Source organism: Rhodospirillum sp. A1_3_36, from assembly GCF_047263945.1.
GTDB lineage: Bacteria > Pseudomonadota > Alphaproteobacteria > Rhodospirillales > Rhodospirillaceae > Rhodospirillum.
In genome coordinates, this window is sequence record NZ_JBLAVB010000002.1 from 539,248 (window position 1) to 556,443 (window position 17,196).

The 17,196-nt window shown below is 59.4% G+C and carries 14 protein-coding genes; 7 read left to right on the forward strand and 7 right to left on the reverse strand.

Annotated features, from left to right (window positions below):
* Positions 1-166: 166 nt before the first annotated feature.
* Complete coding sequence (locus ACLIRY_RS06950) at positions 167-2,551, reverse strand: Tex family protein (RefSeq protein WP_413204786.1); 2,385 nt, start codon at positions 2,549-2,551, stop codon at positions 167-169.
* A gap of 96 nt (positions 2,552-2,647) precedes the next feature.
* Positions 2,648-3,463, reverse strand: a complete 816-nt coding sequence (locus tag ACLIRY_RS06955) for a tetratricopeptide repeat protein (protein WP_413204632.1) — start codon at positions 3,461-3,463, stop codon at positions 2,648-2,650.
* Positions 3,464-3,602: 139 nt separating this feature from the next.
* Here ACLIRY_RS06955 and ACLIRY_RS06960 point away from each other — a divergent pair, with 139 nt between their 5' ends.
* Both ACLIRY_RS06960 and ACLIRY_RS06965 read left to right on the forward strand, forming a co-directional pair.
* Positions 3,603-4,541 carry an SDR family oxidoreductase gene (locus ACLIRY_RS06960; RefSeq protein WP_413204633.1) on the forward strand — a complete coding sequence of 313 codons (939 nt, stop codon included), beginning with the start codon at positions 3,603-3,605 and terminating at the stop codon, positions 4,539-4,541.
* 45 nt (positions 4,542-4,586) lie between these two features.
* The gene (locus ACLIRY_RS06965; protein WP_413204634.1) at positions 4,587-5,795 is read left to right on the forward strand and encodes an FAD-dependent monooxygenase; all 1,209 of its coding nucleotides are present in this window, start codon (positions 4,587-4,589) and stop codon (positions 5,793-5,795) included.
* A gap of 250 nt (positions 5,796-6,045) precedes the next feature.
* Here the strand turns inward: ACLIRY_RS06965 and ACLIRY_RS06970 are convergent, their stop codons facing one another.
* Together ACLIRY_RS06970 and ACLIRY_RS06975 are read right to left on the reverse strand one after the other, a co-directional pair.
* Complete coding sequence (locus tag ACLIRY_RS06970; protein WP_413204635.1) at positions 6,046-7,089, reverse strand: TRAP transporter substrate-binding protein; 1,044 nt, start codon at positions 7,087-7,089, stop codon at positions 6,046-6,048.
* 160 nt (positions 7,090-7,249) lie between these two features.
* Complete coding sequence (locus ACLIRY_RS06975) at positions 7,250-8,173, reverse strand: LysR family transcriptional regulator (RefSeq protein WP_413204636.1); 924 nt, start codon at positions 8,171-8,173, stop codon at positions 7,250-7,252.
* 200 nt (positions 8,174-8,373) lie between these two features.
* Here ACLIRY_RS06975 and ACLIRY_RS06980 point away from each other — a divergent pair, with 200 nt between their 5' ends.
* Together ACLIRY_RS06980 and ACLIRY_RS06985 are read left to right on the forward strand one after the other, a co-directional pair.
* A complete protein-coding gene (locus ACLIRY_RS06980) occupies positions 8,374-9,552 on the forward strand; it encodes a cytochrome P450 (RefSeq protein WP_413204637.1) in 1,179 nt (392 codons plus the stop codon).
* A 140-nt stretch (positions 9,553-9,692) separates the two neighbouring features.
* Entirely contained in the window at positions 9,693-10,016 is a 324-nt protein-coding gene (locus ACLIRY_RS06985) for a 2Fe-2S iron-sulfur cluster-binding protein (protein ID WP_413204638.1), read from the forward strand.
* A gap of 35 nt (positions 10,017-10,051) precedes the next feature.
* On the opposite strand, the gene ACLIRY_RS06990 is transcribed toward ACLIRY_RS06985, so the two are convergent.
* The gene (locus tag ACLIRY_RS06990; protein ID WP_413204639.1) at positions 10,052-10,846 is read right to left on the reverse strand and encodes an alpha/beta fold hydrolase; all 795 of its coding nucleotides are present in this window, start codon (positions 10,844-10,846) and stop codon (positions 10,052-10,054) included.
* Between ACLIRY_RS06990 and ACLIRY_RS06995 the strand changes: the two genes are divergently transcribed.
* From ACLIRY_RS06995 to ACLIRY_RS07005, 3 genes are all read left to right on the forward strand, one after another.
* Positions 10,845-12,101 (forward strand): glycosyltransferase family 4 protein, encoded by a 1,257-nt coding sequence (locus ACLIRY_RS06995; protein WP_413204640.1) that lies wholly within the window; start codon positions 10,845-10,847, stop codon positions 12,099-12,101. The two genes, ACLIRY_RS06990 and ACLIRY_RS06995, sit on opposite strands and share 2 nt — an antisense overlap.
* Before the next feature lie 87 nt (positions 12,102-12,188).
* Positions 12,189-13,160 carry a glycosyltransferase family 9 protein gene (locus ACLIRY_RS07000; protein ID WP_413204641.1) on the forward strand — a complete coding sequence of 324 codons (972 nt, stop codon included), beginning with the start codon at positions 12,189-12,191 and terminating at the stop codon, positions 13,158-13,160.
* Positions 13,161-13,303: 143 nt separating this feature from the next.
* Positions 13,304-15,259 carry a diguanylate cyclase gene (locus ACLIRY_RS07005; protein WP_413204642.1) on the forward strand — a complete coding sequence of 652 codons (1,956 nt, stop codon included), beginning with the start codon at positions 13,304-13,306 and terminating at the stop codon, positions 15,257-15,259.
* Positions 15,260-15,325: 66 nt separating this feature from the next.
* On the opposite strand, the gene ACLIRY_RS07010 is transcribed toward ACLIRY_RS07005, so the two are convergent.
* Together ACLIRY_RS07010 and ACLIRY_RS07015 are read right to left on the reverse strand one after the other, a co-directional pair.
* On the reverse strand, positions 15,326-16,114 hold the full coding sequence (locus tag ACLIRY_RS07010; protein WP_413204643.1) for a peptidase: 789 nt from the start codon (positions 16,112-16,114) through the stop codon (positions 15,326-15,328).
* A gap of 106 nt (positions 16,115-16,220) precedes the next feature.
* Complete coding sequence (locus ACLIRY_RS07015; protein ID WP_413204644.1) at positions 16,221-17,195, reverse strand: alpha-E domain-containing protein; 975 nt, start codon at positions 17,193-17,195, stop codon at positions 16,221-16,223.
* Between the last annotated feature and the right edge of the window lies 1 nt (position 17,196).

Sequence of the window (17,196 nt, forward strand, 5' to 3'; positions counted from 1 at the left end):
CCGACCAGATGTCATAAACGTGATCTAAATCATATGTTTAGAGCGGAATGAGACGGAAAACCGCACACACTTTTCCTCATTCCGCTCTAGGCGCATGGTACGCAAGAGGGGTTTTTCTTGCCAGTAGACGATCATGTCGGGTTTTGATGGCGGCTTTGGGGCGGGCCTACCGTCCCTTGGACTTTATTCCGGCCTTGGCGAAGGCAGCGGCGAGGGCGCCGCCGTCCTGGTTGCCGCCCAGGGATCCCCCCCGAGATCCGCTCTGGGATCTGTCACGGGGAGCCGAGGGTCTACCCCCCTTCCCGTCCTTTGATCCGGATCCGGAAAAAGCCTGCCTTGGTCCCGAGGAGGGTCTTGCGGACTGGCGGTCGGCCATGCTTTCCGGCGTGTCAGACATGCGTCGGGTCAGGGCGATGCGGTTGCGTTTCAGGTCCACTTCCAGAACCTTGACCGTCACCACGTCGCCGGTCTTGACGACTTCGCGTGGGTCCTTGACGAAGCGGTCGGCCAGCGCCGAGACGTGGACCAGACCGTCCTGGTGGACGCCGATATCCACGAAAGCTCCGAAATTGGCCACGTTGGTCACGGTTCCTTCGAGAATCATACCTGGGCGCAGGTGCGAGATCTTTTCCACGCCCTCCTTAAAGGTGGCCGTCTTGAATTCCGGGCGGGGGTCGCGACCCGGCTTTTCCAGTTCCTTCAGAATGTCCTGGATGGTGGGCAGACCGAAGGTGTCATCGGTGAAGTCCGAGGCCCTCAGGCCACGGATCAGGGTGACATTGCCAATCATCTCCCGAATATCGGTTTTCGCCGCTTTCAGGATGCGCTGGACGACGGGATAGGCCTCGGGGTGGACGGACGAGGCATCCAGGGGCTCGGTGCCATCCTGGATGCGCAGGAAGCCAGCCGCCTGCTCGAAGGTCTTCGGCCCCAGACCGCCCACCTTCAGAAGGTCCTTGCGGCGGGTGAAGGCGCCATTGGCGTCCCGGTGGGCGACGATATTCCGGGCCTGGGTCTCGCTGAGGCCGGAAACCCGCGCCAGCAACGGGGCTGAGGCCATGTTGAGGTCGACGCCGACGGCGTTCACCGCGTCTTCCACCACGCCATCCAGGGCCCGGTCCAGTTTCACCGGGCTGACGTCATGCTGGTATTGGCCGACACCGATGGACTTGGGGTCGATCTTGACCAGTTCGGCCATGGGGTCCTGGAGACGCCGTCCGATGGAGACCGCGCCGCGGATGGAAACATCCAGGTCCGGGAATTCCTTGGCGGCGAATTCGGAAGCGGAATAAACGCTCGCTCCGGCCTCGGACACCGTCACCTTGGTCAGTTTGAGGTCCTTGGCGCGCTTGATCAGGTCACCGGCCAGTTGGTCGGTCTCGCGGGAGGCGGTTCCATTGCCGATGGAGATCAATTCGACGCCATGCTTGCGGCAGAGCCCTTCCAGGGTGTTCAAGCTGTCGTCCCATTGGCGGCGCGGCTCGTGGGGGAAGATGGTGCCCGTATCGACCAGCTTGCCCGTTGCGTCGACGACGGCCACCTTGACCCCCGTGCGGTAGCCGGGATCCAGGGCCAGAGTCGGGCGGGCGCCTGCGGGGGCGGCCATCAACAGGTCATTCAGGTTGGCGGCGAAGACCCGGATGGCTTCATCCTCCGCTTCGGTGCGTAAGCGGCTCATGAGATCCATTTCGATATGGAGTCCCAGCTTGACCCGCCAGGTCCAACGGGCGACATCGGACAGCCATTTGTCCCCCTGGCGCCCCTTATTTTCAATGCCGAAATGGAATGCGATACGCCGTTCGGCGGGGCTGGGGTCGCGGGGGTTCTCCGGATCGTTCGGATGGACAAGGGCCAAGCGTAGCACGCCCTCTTCCCGGCCCCGGAACATGGCCAGCGCCCGGTGGCTGGGGATCTTGGCGATGGGCTCCCGGTGGTCGAAATAGTCCGAGAACTTTGCGCCCTTTTCCTCCTCGCCTTCCACCACCTTGGCGGTCATCAGTCCTTCGCTCCAATAGGTTTCGCGCAGGTCACCGACCAGGGCGGCGGTTTCGGCGAACCGTTCCATGAGGATCTGCTTGGCCCCTTCCAGGGCGGCCGCAACGTCGGCAACCGCTTCCGAAACATAGGCCGCAGCGGTGTCCTCGGGGACGAGGGAGGGGTCGTTGAAGAGGGCGTCGGCGAGGGGTTCCAGGCCGTTTTCCCGGGCAATTTGCGCTTTGGTCCGGCGTTTGGGCTTATAGGGCAGGTAGATATCTTCCAGACGGGTCTTGGTATCGGCCTCCAGGACCTCCACCTTCAGGGCGTCGGTCAGCTTGCCCTGCTCTTCGATGGATTTGAGGACCGTGGCGCGGCGGTCTTCCAGTTCCCGCAGATAGCGCAGGCGTTCATCCAGGGTGCGGAGTTGCGTGTCGTCCAGCCCTCCGGTGGCTTCCTTCCGGTAGCGGGCAATGAAGGGCACCGTCGATCCACCGTCGAGAAGTTCGATGGTGGCGATAACCTGAGCCTCGCGGACAGAAAGGTCTTGGGCAATACGGGAGGAAATGGAGAGCATGGGCATTCGCAACGTCCGTGGTGGGGAAAGGGTCGCGACCCTACATCGTGGCGCGCGCGGGGGAAAGGGGGGATGGGGTCGAGGCTTTGTATCCCCCTACTTCACATGGACATCCAGGGCTTCGATTCGGGCGCGGGCCACGTCGGCAGCGGGGTCTCGGGGATCCAGGTCCAGGACTTTCATCCAGTCGGCGCGGGCCTCGTCCACCCGTTTCAAGGCCAAGTACACATCCCCCCGCTCCAAATAGGCCTCCGGATTGGAGGCCGCCAGGGAGATCGCCTGTTCCACGTCGGTCAGGGCGCCAGGCAGGTTGCCCAGGCGCCGCCGGGCCGCAGACCGCAAGACGTAGGCTTCCGCCTTGCCCGGGGCCAGGATCAGGGCTTGGGTCAGGTCGCGGAGGGCCTCGTCGTCCTTGCCCGCCTGCGCCAGGGTTACGGCGCGGTCCACATAGAGGTCGGGCAACAGGCGGGGCACTGGCGCCACCCCTTGACCGGGGGAGGAGGCGGCCAGCTGGATGGCCGTGGTCTGGTCGGCGTTCGCCCGGGACAGGTCACCGGCAGAAAGCCAGCCCTGGGCGGCCTGGGCAAGCAGGTTCACCCGCAGGGCTCGATCTCCGGTGGGATCCTCGGCCAATTTTTCGAGCCGATGGGCCGCTTCGGCGTATTCTCCCAGACCCATCAGGGCGACCGCCTCGCAATGGCGGGCCGGGGCGCCGCCTCCCATCCCCACCCATTTTCCGGCTTGGTCGAAGGCCTTGTCCGGGCGCTCCCGCGCCAAAGTCATGCAAGTGGCGTAGCGCGCTTGGTCATTCTGGTCTTGGGCCATGGCGGGTGAGGAAAGAGCTGCTACAATTGTTGTGGGTATGAGGCTCGCGGCGAGAACCAGAGCGGGTGCCAAAGCGGGGAGACGCATGGGTGGAATTCCTTGAGCGGCTTGTTCTAGCGGGCGGCGGACCTTAAATTCGTCCCTTGGGTGGTCCCGCGCAAGGGGGTTCGGACTCCGGGGGGAGGACCGGGCGAGCGGGCGACACCCAGTAAGAGGGGTGACACATATGGTTTTGTTCAGGGGACATTTGTTGTGCTTTGGGGTGGGCTATACGGCCAAGCGCCTTTGCCAAGGCCTGTTGGCTGAGGGTTGGACCGTAACCGGAACGGCAAGGAGTGCCGATAAAGTGGCCAAGTTGGAGGCCATGGGTCTGACCGCCCTCCCCTACTCCGGCGAGGCTGCTTTGCCGAAGTCGGCCTTCGCGGGGGTCACCCATGTTCTGATCTCCACGCCACCGCTTGAGACAGGGGAGGATCCGGTTCTGAGGCACCATGCCCAGGATCTGGTCGATTTGAACCCGGAATGGGTGGGGTATTACTCCACCACGGGGGTTTATGGGGATACCGGTGGGCAGTGGATCGATGAGGGCAAACCGGTCCACCCAACCCAGGAGCGGTCCAAGCGCCGGGCAAAGGTGGAGGAGGATTGGCTTGCCCTGTGGCGGGAAGCGGATCTGCCGGTTCATATTCTCCGTTTGGCGGGCATCTATGGTCCGGGGCGATCCGCTTTCGACCAATTAAGGGCCGGGACGGCTAAGCGTGTGGTGAAACCGGGCCAACAGTTTTCGCGCATCCATGTGGACGACATTGGGCTGGTCACCCGGGCCTCCATGGCTGATCCGGATCCCGGGGCGATCTATAATGTCTGCGATGACGAACCGGCTGAACCCGCTGAAGTTACGGCGGTTGCTGCGGAATTGTTGGGTATGGAGCCTCCGCCAGAAGTTCCCTTCGAGGAGGCGGTGGAGACCATGTCGCCAATGGCGCGGACCTTCTGGGCAGATAACCGAAAGGTGAACAACGAGCGTTTGTGGGACGATCTCCGTCTGCGCTTGCTCTACCCCACCTACCGGCAGGGTCTTGAAGCGATTTTGCGGGAAGAGCGGGGAGAGGTTGCTTCCGGTCCTCCGGCTTATAAACTGGGCGGGGACTGTACAGTGGAATAGTGCTGTATGGAGAAAAAGTATTTTTTGTCATTAACGGACGTATCAATGAAAGTATCTATTAAGACGATGCCGAAAACTTCAATGACCTGTGATGTTCTCATCGTCGGAGCTGGGCCAGCAGGGTTGTCTGTCGCAGCAACACTTCCCGATGATATTTCTACGATAATAGTCCATCAAGATAAAGAAATAGGAAAACCTGTTCGGACCAGTGGGGGAAGCTGGCTTTCAGATGTCGAACGTTTGGGAATTCCTAAACAATTTTACCAAGAAATCAGTTCTTTAGATATTTTTTCAGACAACGAATCTGCTCATTTTTCGATGAACAGTCAAAAACTTGTCGTGCTTGATGTGACAGGACTTTACAGGTGGATTGCTGAAAAATCAGAAAATAAGAATAGAAAACTACTCTTGGACAGCAAATTTATTTCGGCTGAAAAATTGACTAGCAATCAATACGTCTCAACAATACGTTCAAGAACAACAAATATTACAGAAATAAGATCAAGATATATAGTCGATGCTTCCGGTATGAATTGTGCTGTTTTGAATGCATTTTCTTTTGTAAAAAGACCTTCACGATATGGTGTTGGAATAGAATATGAGTATCCAATTATGGAAAATGATCCTCATAGGGCTATTTTATTCGTCGGTAATAGTGCCTTATCCGGATATGGCTGGATCTTCCCAACACCAGATGGGAAAGTCCGGGTCGGGATTGGGACGATACACCCGGATACACAAGATTCTCCTAAAAAGCTGTTAGATAATTTCTTGAAGTCTTCCGCACTTGAAAAATTTGGAATTAAGATTGATGGAGCACCGTTGACGGTGAATGCGGGAATACTTCCGTCGGTGCCCTATGATCGAAAGCTCGTTTTCGGGAATGTGATTCGAGTCGGAGATTCCGCAAATTTTGCCACTCCAACAGTCGGCGAAGGAATTCGGATTTGCATGGAACTGGGAGAGTTGTTAGGCGAACAAATTGCTAAATCAATTGAATCTCACTCTTCAAAGCCGTTGAGGTATTACGAAAAAGTATGCCAAAGAAAGCTATCAAAAAACTATTTTCTGGGATTTAAGGCGAATAAATGGCTGTCTTTCTATGGTCCTTCTGATTGGGATAGAAATGTTGGAAGATTAAAGAGGTTTGGAGAAATGCAGGCGGCCTCTCTGATTCGAAGCGAGTTTTCTACTGGATTAGCCTTGCTGACAATTTGGAAGTTATTCCGTAGAAAAATCGTTGGTGTATTCTAGAGTGAAACTCATCTGATTTATGACACCAGGAGACACAGCCGTCTCCTGTATTTTTTTGGCTTGGGGTCTGGGGCCTTCCGGCCCCAGTGGGGGACGGGGCAAAGCCCCGTGACGGGAAAACATCTCCTGTCGCGGACCCTGTCACAAATCAGGAGGGATGCTTTAAGGTCTTGTTTTACCCCATTTATATGCGAAAAACCGGCGTCCGGAGGGGCTGTCCCCGGGCGCCGGTTAGGACGGTCGACCGGTGTCACTCAGTCGGGCAGGTTTTTGCCAACTCCAGGGCGCGTTCATGGACCTTCTGTCCAGGTAACCCCTTGTCTTCCACTTCCTGGACATAGGCCGCAGCGGCTTCGGTCAGGGCCGGTTTCCACGCGGGATTCTCGATGCCCCCGTCGACCACGTAGATGGTGTGTCCGGCTTCGACCGCCTGGGCGCGGCCTTTCACATCGTCGGCGTCGAAGACCTGTCCGGCCACAGTGGCCCAGGCTGCGCCGGAGTTTTTGTTGATTACGGCCTTCAGGTCGTCGGGCAGATCGTCATAAGCGGCCTTGTTCATGGTCACCAGGAAAACGATGGTGTAGAGACCGCCCACCTCCGTATGGGTGTTGGCCAATTCGTTCAACCGGAAGGCCATGGCTCCCTGCCAAGGGAAGGCCACACCGTCGATGACACCCCGCTGCAGCGAGGGGTAGGCCTCAGGCGCGGGCAGGCCGATGGGCTGGGCGCCATAGCGTTCCAGCAGTTGGGCAACCACCGTGCTGGGCCGACGGATGCGCAGACCCTCCAGGTCTGCGGGTTCCTCCACCACTTTGTCGCGCATGTGCAGCAGGCCCGGTCCATGGGTGAAGAAGAACAGCGGGTGGGTATCCTCGAATTCACTGCTCAAGAGTCCCTCGTCATAGAGGGTCTGGACCACACAGGAGCCATTGACGGCGTTCTTGGAAACGCCGGGCACTTCGACAACCTGGGTCAAGGGGAACCGGTTGGCCGTATATCCCAGGACCGTAGCGGTCACATCCATGATCCGGTTGCTCACCGCTTCATATTGCGAGGCGGGCTTGGCCAGGGTGGCTGAGGGGTAGAGCTCTACCTTGATGCGACCCTTGGAGTCGGCTTCGACGGCGTTCGCCCAGGCCTCAATCAGATTTTTGTGGACGCTGGCGACCTCGGGCCAGATGGACCCGAATCGTAAGGTGACTTCGGCCGCCTGGGCCGTGGTCGCTTGGACCGCGACTACCATACCCAAGGCCGCGGCGCCGATCAGGGCCGCCTGCCGGACTGTCCTCAACATGGAAACCTCCCTGTGTGTTTCTTTTGCACGCCTTCGCGTATGTGTTTCTTTGCACGCTTGCGCGTACTGGGACTTCGTTGAGTCCCCAGGGATTAGTGCTATTCAAACCAACCGCACCACGCAATTTGATGAATTCGATGGGTATGATCAGGAAATTTGATTATGTGCGCATGGAGTCTTCGGCGACACGGCGATTGACGCTGTCGGAAACCAGCTCTCTGAGCCAAAGGTGCATGGGGGAATGGTGGGTGCGGGTCGTCCAGACCAGATCGATCTGGAAGCTTGCCGGAAAGGGGCAGGCGCTCCGGTGCAGACGTGTGTCATAGCGTGAGGCGATGCGGCTTGGGATGGTGGCGATCAGATCCGTACCCAGGATCATGTCCTCGATGCCTGCCGGGCTTGGAACGGACAGGGCTTCGTTCAGGGACAACCCCGCCCGGTCAAGCTCTTGCAGGTAGTTTGATCGCCATCCACCCCCGTAATTGATCAGGGCATGGGGGGCGGTGATATAGGCCTCCACGGTCAGGGGCACCCGGGCCAGGGGGCTGGCGGAGTCCATCACGCAGACATAATGCTCGTCCAGCAGGGCCCGGCAGTAGAAGCCCTCTTCGCTGGGGCGGATGGGGCCGATTAGCAGGTCGGCCTCGGCCTTCTTGAGCTTGATGTCGCCGCTGGTGGTGGAATTGACCGTCCGGATCCGCAGGCCCGGAGCGGTCTCCCGCACCCGGCGGATCACGTCGGGAATGATGATCTGCCGTTCATAATAGTTGCAGGCGATGGTGATGCTCTGTTGCGCGGTGGAGGGGTCGAAGGTCATGGGTTCGGCCAGGGCCTCGAAATCGTCGAGGATGCGGGCGATGCCCTCCACCAGGATGGCGCAGCGGTCGGTCGGCATGACCCGGCCACCTTGTCGGTAAAACAGCTGGTCGTTGAAGGCCCGTCGGAGCTTTTCGACCGTGTAACTGACCGCGGATTGGTTCACTTCCAGTACCGAGGCCGTAGTCGTGAAGGACCGGTTTTCATAGACCAGTCTCAGCGTGCGCAGGGCTGCGAAATCCACGCCCAGAAAAGAATCTCGCAACATGGCAGGGGACCTCTTTGGCGCGTTTCAGATGTTTAATCATAAGAATTTTTGATGACCATGATCAACACCATCCAATTGTCAGGTTGACAGTTGGGACTTATCACCGTCGGCCTCGGCTCGAACAGGGAAGCCGGGAAAAACAATCCCCAAAAAAGGGGACCACGGAAGTGGACAGAAAAAAGCAAGGGAGGCTTCACGTCATGCCACTGGCACCCAGTGACGACCAGATCACCATTGATGCGCTGACATGGGATCCGTATTCCATTTACCGGCGTCTTCGGGCAGAAGCGCCTGTTTTGCGGGTTAAATCCGTGGGGCGCACCCTGTTGACCAAGGCCGAAGACACCCGGGCGGTGAAGGATGACCCGGCCCGCTTCAGCTCCAACGACCCCAATACTCCCATGGCACGGGCCTTTGAAGCCCATACCCTGATGCGCAAGGACGGCGAGGCCCATATGGCCGAGCGCATGGCCATGGCGCCGACCTTCTCGCCCAAGAATTTGAAGACCCTCTGGGTCCCCACCTACGAAAAGGTTCTGAACGACTATCTGGACCGTCTGCCCCGGGACGAGGTTGTGGATTTGTTCCCCGCTTTGGCCGGTCCACTGGCCGCCCGGGTCCTGGCGCATATTCTCGGTATTCCTGGGGCCTCGGACGAGGAGATGCAGCGGTGGTCCCAGGCTTTGATCGATGGGGCGGGAAATTTTGGTTACGCCGACGAACCCTTCGAGCGGGTGGCCAAGTGCAATAAGGAAATGAACGCCTTGTTGGCAGCCCGGGTACCCGAGGTCAAGGCCGAGCCGGACCAGACGGCCCTTTCGGTGATGGTCAACGCAGACAACCCCATCCCCATGAGCCAGATCGTTTCGAATATCAAGATTGCCATCGGTGGGGGGATCAACGAACCCAGGGACGCCCTGTTGACCATCCTCTTTGGGCTGCTGACCAACCCGGATCAACTGGCGGCCTTAAAGGAATCAGGTGACTGGAATCTGGCCTTCGAGGAAGGCGTGCGCTGGGTCGCGCCCATTCAGCTCAGCACCCGGCGGGCGCTGGAGGATGTGGACATCCGGGGGGTGACCGTTCAGGCAGGCGACGTGGTCATGACAGTCCAGGCGTCCGCAAACCACGACGAAGAGCTGTTCGAGCACCCCGAGCGCTTCGATGTCTTCCGGAAAAAGGCACCGCATCAAAGCTTTGGCAGTGGTCCACACCATTGCCTGGGGACCCATTTGGCCCGGCAAACCATTGGCCGGATCGCCTTGCCCACCATTTTCGAGCGCTTTCCCAACATGGAATTGGTCGATTCCGCCAAGGTGGTCTGGAAGGGCTTTGGCTTCCGGGGACCGTTGAATCTGCCCGTTCGGTTGAATGGCTGACGCGCGGACCCTGTCCGGCCCAGTTTCACTCTAATTATATAGATTTTAGAGTATCTTCGAGATCAAGTTTGGTCGCAAAGCGATTCATCTTGATCTCGGAATACTCTAATGAGACCAAGATACAAAGATGTGGACTCGAAATGACCAAGATTACCTTCATCGCCGCCGATGGGGCGGAGACGACCGTGACGGCGACCAATGGGGATACCGTCATGCGGGTGGCCCGGCAGGCGAATGTTCCGGGAATCGCGGCGGAGTGCGGTGGCGCAAAGATGTGCGCCACCTGCCACGTGTATGTGGACACGGCCTGGGCCGACCGGGTGGGGCTCGCCCCGGAGGATGAACTGGACATGCTGGAATTCGCCGCCAGCGAAGCTCGGGAAACCAGTCGTCTCTCGTGTCAGATCACCATATCCGCCGATTTGGACGGGCTGGTCGTTCACTTGCCCGAAGCCCAAATCTGATCTCCGAAGCCGTCCGACTCGGGTGGGAGACGGCGCTATGCGCTCTCCTCCTCCGGTCGGGCGAGATCTTCGATCAGCCCCCCCAACACCCGGCCCAGTCGATCCAGGTCGGTGGTGCGGGACAGGCGGTGGTCGCCATCCTTGACCAGGGTCACAGCGACATCGGTGGAGAGCAGGTGTTCCTGCAATCGCAGGGCTGTGCGCCAGGGAACGGCGGTATCCTGGAGACCCTGGATCAGGCGGACCGGACAGGTGATCGGCAAGGGAGAGCGGAGAACGAGTTTGCTCCTCCCCTCCTCAATCAGGGTTTTGGTGATCACATAGGGCTCGGGTCCGTATTCACTGGGTTCTTCGACCCGGCCCTCGGTCATCAGGGTGGCCTGCCAGTCCTCCGAAGCGGACTCCCACATCAAATCCTCGGTGAAATCGGGCGCTGCGGCGATTCCGACGAGCCCGACGATCCGGTCGGGTCGGGCCAGGGCCGCCAGCAGCATCAGCCAACCACCCATGGAGGAGCCCACCAGGATCTGCGGCCCCTCGGTGAGGGAATCGAGGGCGGCGATAACGTCTTCGGCCCATTGGGCGATACCGCCCTCCTCGAATCGACCGGAAGACTGGCCGTGTCCGGTCTGGTCGAATCGCAGGAAGGCCCGGCCTCGTGCCCGGCACCAACCCTCGAGCCACAGGGCCTTGCTTCCATCCATATCCGACATGAAGCCGTGGATAAAAACGATTCCGGGGCCGGTTCCTGACAGGCGATGGTAGGCGAGAGTTGCGCCGTTCGAGACCTGGAGTATGCTAGACGGCGCTCCTGCCGGAGTACTGGGCATGGGGCTTCCCTTTCACATTGCGGATTTGACCGTGGATCAACAAGGTAACAGTGTCGCGGGCCATGACCAACTGGCTCCGCAGGGGCGGAGTATCCCAACGGTTCTGCAGGTCTTGCCAGAGTTGGCAACCGGTGGAGTCGAACGTGGGACTGTGGATATCGCCCAAGCCCTGGTCGACCATGGCTGGAAGGCCGTTGTCGCCTCAGCTGGGGGGCGCTTGGTGCGCGAGTTGGATCGGGTCGGAGCCGAACACGTCACCCTGCCCCTGGCGTCAAAAAACCCCTTGGTCATCCGGCGCAACGCCGATCGTCTCGCCAAGGTTATCGCCGACAAGGGAGTTTCCCTGGTGCATGCCCGCAGTCGAGCGCCCGCCTGGAGTGCCCATATGGCCGCCCGGCGCATGGGGGTCCCTTTTGTCACGACCTTCCATGGGACCTACAACCTGGGTCCCTTTGGCCTGAAAAAAATCTACAACCGCGTGATGACACAGGGGGATCGGGTGATTGCCATCTCCCGTTTCATTGCCCGCCATATCAAGGAGACCTACGACCTGGATGGCAGTACCGTTCGAGTGGTCCACAGGGGAATCGATGTGAATTCCTTCAACCCTGATCGTGTGAGCGCCGAACGCATGATCAAGCTGGTCAACCAGTGGCGCCTGCCCGATGACGCGCCGGTGATCATGCTGCCTGGGCGGTTGACACGGTGGAAAGGGCAGGCCGTCCTGATTGAGGCTCTGGCGAAGCTGGAGCGGAAGGATGTCCGCTGTCTGCTGGTGGGGCACGACCAGGGGCGGTCGAGCTATGCGGAAGAATTACGCGCCCTGGCCCGGAAGCTGGGTGTTGAGTCCCAGGTCCATCTGGTGGGGGACTGTACGGACATGCCGGCCGCTTACATGGTGACCGATGTGGTGGTTTCGGCTTCCACCGATCCGGAGGCCTTTGGCCGCGTGGTCGCCGAGGGGCAGGCCATGGGTCGTCCGGTGATTGCCCCCAACCACGGTGCCGCGCCGGAAATCATCAAGGCAGGGGCCACGGGGTGGCTGGTCCCGCCCGATGACCCGGAGGCTCTCGCCTCCGCTTTGCGCCAAGCCCTCTGCATGAACGCGGAAAGCCGTCAGGCGGTGGCCGAAGAGGCCGTCGGTCATGTTCGGGATCTCTTTTCCAAGGAGAGTATGGCCGAGCGCACGCTCCATGTGTACAAGGAGCTGCTTCAGGGGGCCCCTCCCCTGGATACTGTCCTTTCTTATGACTGAGCCCGGGTTGGCCCTTTGGTAACCTTTTCCCTTCCGCTTCCCGTTGCAGCCATTCCATCGGCGCCTCTGCCCGCCGACCGGATTCTTGTGATCAAATTGTCCGCCTTGGGTGATCTGGTGCTGTCCATGTCGGCCTGCGCGGCCATTCGGCAGGCACACCCCAAGGCTCATATTACCTTGCTGACGACCGCGCCCTTCTGCGGATTGATGGAAGATTGCCCCTATTTCGACGCGGTGCGAATTGACCCCAGGTGGCGGCTGTTTACACCCAAGGGCATGAGGAAGACGGTCCAGATGCTGCGGCAGGGGGATCCCCAGCTCATTTACGATCTGCAGACAGCCGATCGGACGGGCTGGTATTTCCGGCTTCTGAAATGGACAGGGGGGGCACCACCCTGGTCGGGGAATGTGCGGGGATGTGCCTTGCCCCATGCCAATCCAAACAGGAATGAAATGCACACCCTGGAGCGACAGGCGGACCAGTTGGCCATGGCCGGACTGCCCCTGAAACATCCCGTTCCGCTTCCGGACCTATCCTGGGCCAAAGCTGATTTGACGGGGCTTTTGCCTGATGGCCCCTTCGCTTTGCTCATCCCTGGTGGCTCGCCTCACCGTGCGATGAAGCGGTGGCCTGGGGACCGCTTTGCTGCCCTGGCCCAAGCCCTGGTCCGGGAAGGCTTGATCCCCGTGATCGTCGGAACGAATGCCGAGCAGAAGGAGGCGGAAACAATAGGCCGCGCTTGTCCGGAAGCCCTGTCCCTGATCAACCGGACGTCCATCCACCAGATTGCCTCGCTGGCCACCCGGGCGAGCCTGGCCGTGGGAGGAGATACCGGTCCTCTGCATTTGGTGGCTGCAGCGGGCGCACCCAGTCTGGGCCTCTATTCAGAAGTCTCCATTCCTGCGCTTTGTGCCCCGCGGGGGCGGGTCACTGATGTATTGTGGGAAAAAGATCTTCGAAACTTGGAGGTCGAATCCGTTGTCGACGCGGCGATCCGTCTGTTTTCACAGGGACGAATTGTGAAAGGGTTGGATGACGCTTCGTCAGCCCTGTGCTAGAAGCACATACTCTATCTGGGATTTAGTTCTAGGGGAATCGGGTGACAGCCGCCGCGAACTTGGTGAAAAGTTGGTTGTCCACGCGCGTGATCGGATTGATTTCGATCGCATTTATTATTGTGGGTATCGTTACGGTAGTGGGGTTGTCTCTTCGTTCGAACAGCATCCTGGCGACCACGGCCTCCACATGGATTGATTTCGAGCGCAAGGCGCAACAAAGGCTTCTGGACCTGGGTACACTGCGTGAGCTGTTGGGGTACGGTGGCTTCATCCACGATTTCTACGACTATTTGCTCTTTGGGGACGAGGAACAGGCCGTTCGGGCAGCGGCCAAGCTGGATGGGGCGGTTGTCCTGCTGGAGCAGTATCGGGAAACGGCATCGGCCCTGGAACTGCGGGATATCGAGATTATCGAGGACGCCCTGGTGACCTATCGGGCGAACATGGAAGACTTGCGGGAGAAACGGGCCGAGGGCCTGTCGGTGGCGGAGCTGGGGGGGCGCTACAAGATCAATGATGGGCCGGCTTTGGCCGCCCTGAACCGTCTGACCGACCGGTGGCGCCGTGGTGCCTCCGATGCCCGGGATGCCATGAGTCAGGCGGTGTCCAGCGGGCGAAAGGCGACGGAAACCACTCTTTGGGTGATGCCTGCCTTCATCCTTGCCGGGGGATTTGTCGTTATCTTATTGCGAAACCTCATGGCGATCAGTCGGGAAAACGAGCGGAAAGAGGCCAAGTTTCGCGATCTGTTCCAAGGGTCGATCAACGGATTGCTGATTTTAGGGGCCGACCTGCGGCCACTTCATGCGAACGAAGCCATGGCGACCATGCTGGGCTTGTCGGACGCGGAGGCTCTGATGGAGCGGGCTACACTGGCCGATTTCCTGCCCGAGGAGGAAGCCCGGGCCTTGAGCGAAATTCATACTCAGTTGCTGTCGGGAGAGATTAAGCGGACGGCCTTGCGGATGGAAGTCTTGCGGGAGGATCGATTCACGGTCTGGTTGGATATGAACGCCCGGACGGTCGAATGGAACGAAGAGAAGGCCATTCAACTGGCTTTCCTGGATGTGACCGAACAAGTTGTTCGGGAACGGGAGATGGAGTTCAATCGCGCGGAGTTGGAAAACCAAACTGCCGAACTCGTTGCCGTAGCGGAAGATCTGGATGTGGAGCGACAACGGTCCGAGGCGGCCTTGGCCGAGGCCGAAGAACAGCGCCGATTCTTACAGACCCTTCTAACCACCATGCCCAGCCCTATCTTTTATAAGGATCTGGAAGGGCGGGTTCAGGGGTGCAATGGGGCTTTTGCCGGGCTTTATGGCAAGACATCCGATACGGAATTGATTGGCAGTAACCTCCAGGAACTGGCCGACGCCTCTTTTACCCGCCGCACGGCCGAGATTGATTCGGAACTGATCGCAAAAGGGGGAACAGCCCGCTATGAACGGGTGTTCACCCTGCCCAATGGGGATCGGCGGACGATGATTTACAACAAGGCGGTTTACAACAAGGCCAATGGGGATGCCGCCGGGATTGTCGGTGTGATCACCGATATTTCCGAGCAGAAGCGCATGGAGGAGGAACTGCGGCGGCTCGCGACCACAGACCCTCTGACAGGGGCGTTCAATCGTCGGGCCTTTATGGAGGCGGCCCGGATCAACCTCATCCGGGCGGCGCGCTACCAGGAGCCGCTGACGGTCATCTTGGCCGATATTGATTACTTTAAGAGGGTCAACGACACCTATGGCCATGCCACAGGGGACGAGGCCTTGAAGCTGTTTGTGTCCACGATACAAGGGACCCTGCGGGAAACGGATGTTCTGGGGCGCATGGGAGGCGAGGAATTCGCCATTTTGTTGCCCCATACGGCCATTGATGCGGCCATGGGCTTGGCCAATCGTCTGCGAGAAAGTTTGGCCGCCATTCTTGTCCCCCACCCTGGCGGAACCTTACAGTTCACGGTCAGCATGGGGGTTTCCTCCTACCGTGACCATGGAGACAGCATTGATGCCCTGCTCCAGTCCTCGGACGAAGCGCTTTATGTGGCCAAAGAGGGGGGCCGCAATCGGGTGATTGCGGCCACTTCGGACCGGGGGTGATGGGGCAATGGGGCGCCGCGCTTGATGGTCGCGGCATCCACCTGCCCAGAAGGCCGTCAGAAACCCCTATTTTCCAGCGCTATTTTCCAGATCGAGCAAGCCCTCAACAAAGGGGGGCGGGGCCAAGTCATGGAACAATTGGCGCATGCCATCGCCCCAGTGTTTACGCAGTTCAACCAAATAGGGATCATCGGCGCGAAGGCGGCGCTTGACCGGGCTTGCCAAGCTGTCTCGCCGATAGATGCAGAGGTCGATGGGCGGACCGACGGACAGGTTGGAGCGCATGGTGGAGTCGAAGGATACCAGGGCGCATTTTGCCGCGTCTACCAGGGGGGTTTCGAAATCCACCACCCGGTCCAGGATCGGACGCCCGTATTTCGTCTCGCCGATCTGAAAGAAAGAGGTGTCCTCCGTCGCCTCGATATAATTGCCTGCGGCATAAATTTGGAACAGGCGCATGGGCCCGCCCCTCACCTGCCCGGCCAGAAGAAAGGAACAGGCGAAGTCATTGCCCTGTTCGCGCAGGGCCTCGGCGTCGCGATCATGGATCGCGCGAATCGCTTCCCCCACGACCTTGGCGGCTGCGGTCATGCCGGGAACTTGCATGATGGGACCCGCGTCGGGGTGGGTCCGTTCGTCTCCGTCATTCCAGCGAACAGTGTCTTCCAGCTCATTTACAACCGCCTGGGTGATCGCCAGATTGCCCGCTGAGAGCAAGATGAGCACCCGTTCCCCAGGTTCTTCCCAGACTCGGAGCTTGCGGAAGGAGGCTACATGGTCCACTCCCGCGTTTGTTCGCGTGTCGGCGACCATTACCAAGCCATCGCGCAACAACATGCCTAGACAGTAGGTCACGGCGTTTCTTCCCTTTTTTGTTTTGAAGGCGGTTCAGGGAGAAGCACCCGAAAAATCAACCACGATTTTTCGGGTGCTTCGCTTTGTGCTCGAACTGCAAGGCGCGCTATTTTCGGCCTTGGCTTTGACTCTGGCCTTGGGATTCCGAGGCAAGATAGAAGGTCTTGGCGATTTCGTTGCTGACCAAGACGTTTCGATTGATGAAATCGGTGAGGAACCGGTGCAGGCCCCGGCGGGTGATGTCCTGGACTTTGCCATAACGGAGGCGGGAATACATTTCGCCCGTAAGCCGGGTCCCCTCCGTATCGGGCGCGAGGATCTCCAACAGCTCCAAGACCTCGTGGAAGCAGTGGTGCAGGGAGCGGGGAAATTCCTTCCGTAAAGTCAATAATTCGATGACCTGGCGGGGTTTGATCCCATCCCGATAGATCATGCGATAGGCCTTAAAGGCGGACATGGCCCGTAGGACCGCGCCCCATTGGTAGTAGTCCACGGCTTCGTCCAGGCGGTCCTCGTCGGGTGCCAGAACGTGATACTTCACGTCAAGCAGGCGCGCGGTATTGTCGGCGCGCTCGATGAAGGTTCCCAGGCGGGTGAAATGGAAGGCATCGGTTTGCAGCATGGTGCCGACAGTCGTGCCGCGGAACTGGTGGGATCGCTCCTTGACCCATTCGAAAAATTCCCGAAACCCCCATTCTACCAGCTTGGCGTAGGTCAAAGATTGCATCTCCAGCCAAGTGGCATTGATGCTTTCGAACATTTCCGTTGGCAAAACGAATCGCTCGGCCCGGGCGTTCTCCCGGGCGCCATGCAGGGTGGAGTAGATGCTTGAGGGATTGTCCGGATCCAGGGCCATGAAAGCGATGACATGGCCCGCAGCGAATTCGTCATAGCGTTTTTCGTAGGATGGTTTCTGGCCGGAGATGATCAGCGCGGGTTCCCATTCGGTCCCGCTTGACTCATCCCCATTCCGGGGCAACTGGTGCATGCGGTGGGACACGTCGAGGATACGGGCCATGTTTTCGGCCCGCTCCACGTAGCGCGCCATCCAGTAGAGATTGTCGGCTGTACGACTCAGCATG

Excerpts from the sequence above, each read along its gene's own strand:
- ACLIRY_RS06950 (WP_413204786.1), bottom strand. The coding sequence starts at position 2,551 with ATGCTCTCCATTTCCTCCCGTATTGCCCAAGACCTTTCTGTCCGCGAG.
- ACLIRY_RS06955 (WP_413204632.1), bottom strand. The coding sequence starts at position 3,463 with ATGCGTCTCCCCGCTTTGGCACCCGCTCTGGTTCTCGCCGCGAGCCTC.
- ACLIRY_RS06960 (WP_413204633.1), top strand. The coding sequence starts at position 3,603 with ATGGTTTTGTTCAGGGGACATTTGTTGTGCTTTGGGGTGGGCTATACG.
- ACLIRY_RS06965 (WP_413204634.1), top strand. The coding sequence starts at position 4,587 with ATGAAAGTATCTATTAAGACGATGCCGAAAACTTCAATGACCTGTGAT.
- ACLIRY_RS06970 (WP_413204635.1), bottom strand. The coding sequence starts at position 7,089 with ATGTTGAGGACAGTCCGGCAGGCGGCCCTGATCGGCGCCGCGGCCTTG.
- ACLIRY_RS06975 (WP_413204636.1), bottom strand. The coding sequence starts at position 8,173 with ATGTTGCGAGATTCTTTTCTGGGCGTGGATTTCGCAGCCCTGCGCACG.
- ACLIRY_RS06980 (WP_413204637.1), top strand. The coding sequence starts at position 8,374 with ATGCCACTGGCACCCAGTGACGACCAGATCACCATTGATGCGCTGACA.
- ACLIRY_RS06985 (WP_413204638.1), top strand. The coding sequence starts at position 9,693 with ATGACCAAGATTACCTTCATCGCCGCCGATGGGGCGGAGACGACCGTG.
- ACLIRY_RS06995 (WP_413204640.1), top strand. The coding sequence starts at position 10,845 with ATGGGGCTTCCCTTTCACATTGCGGATTTGACCGTGGATCAACAAGGT.
- ACLIRY_RS06990 (WP_413204639.1), bottom strand. The coding sequence starts at position 10,846 with ATGCCCAGTACTCCGGCAGGAGCGCCGTCTAGCATACTCCAGGTCTCG.
- ACLIRY_RS07015 (WP_413204644.1), bottom strand. The coding sequence starts at position 17,195 with ATGCTGAGTCGTACAGCCGACAATCTCTACTGGATGGCGCGCTACGTG.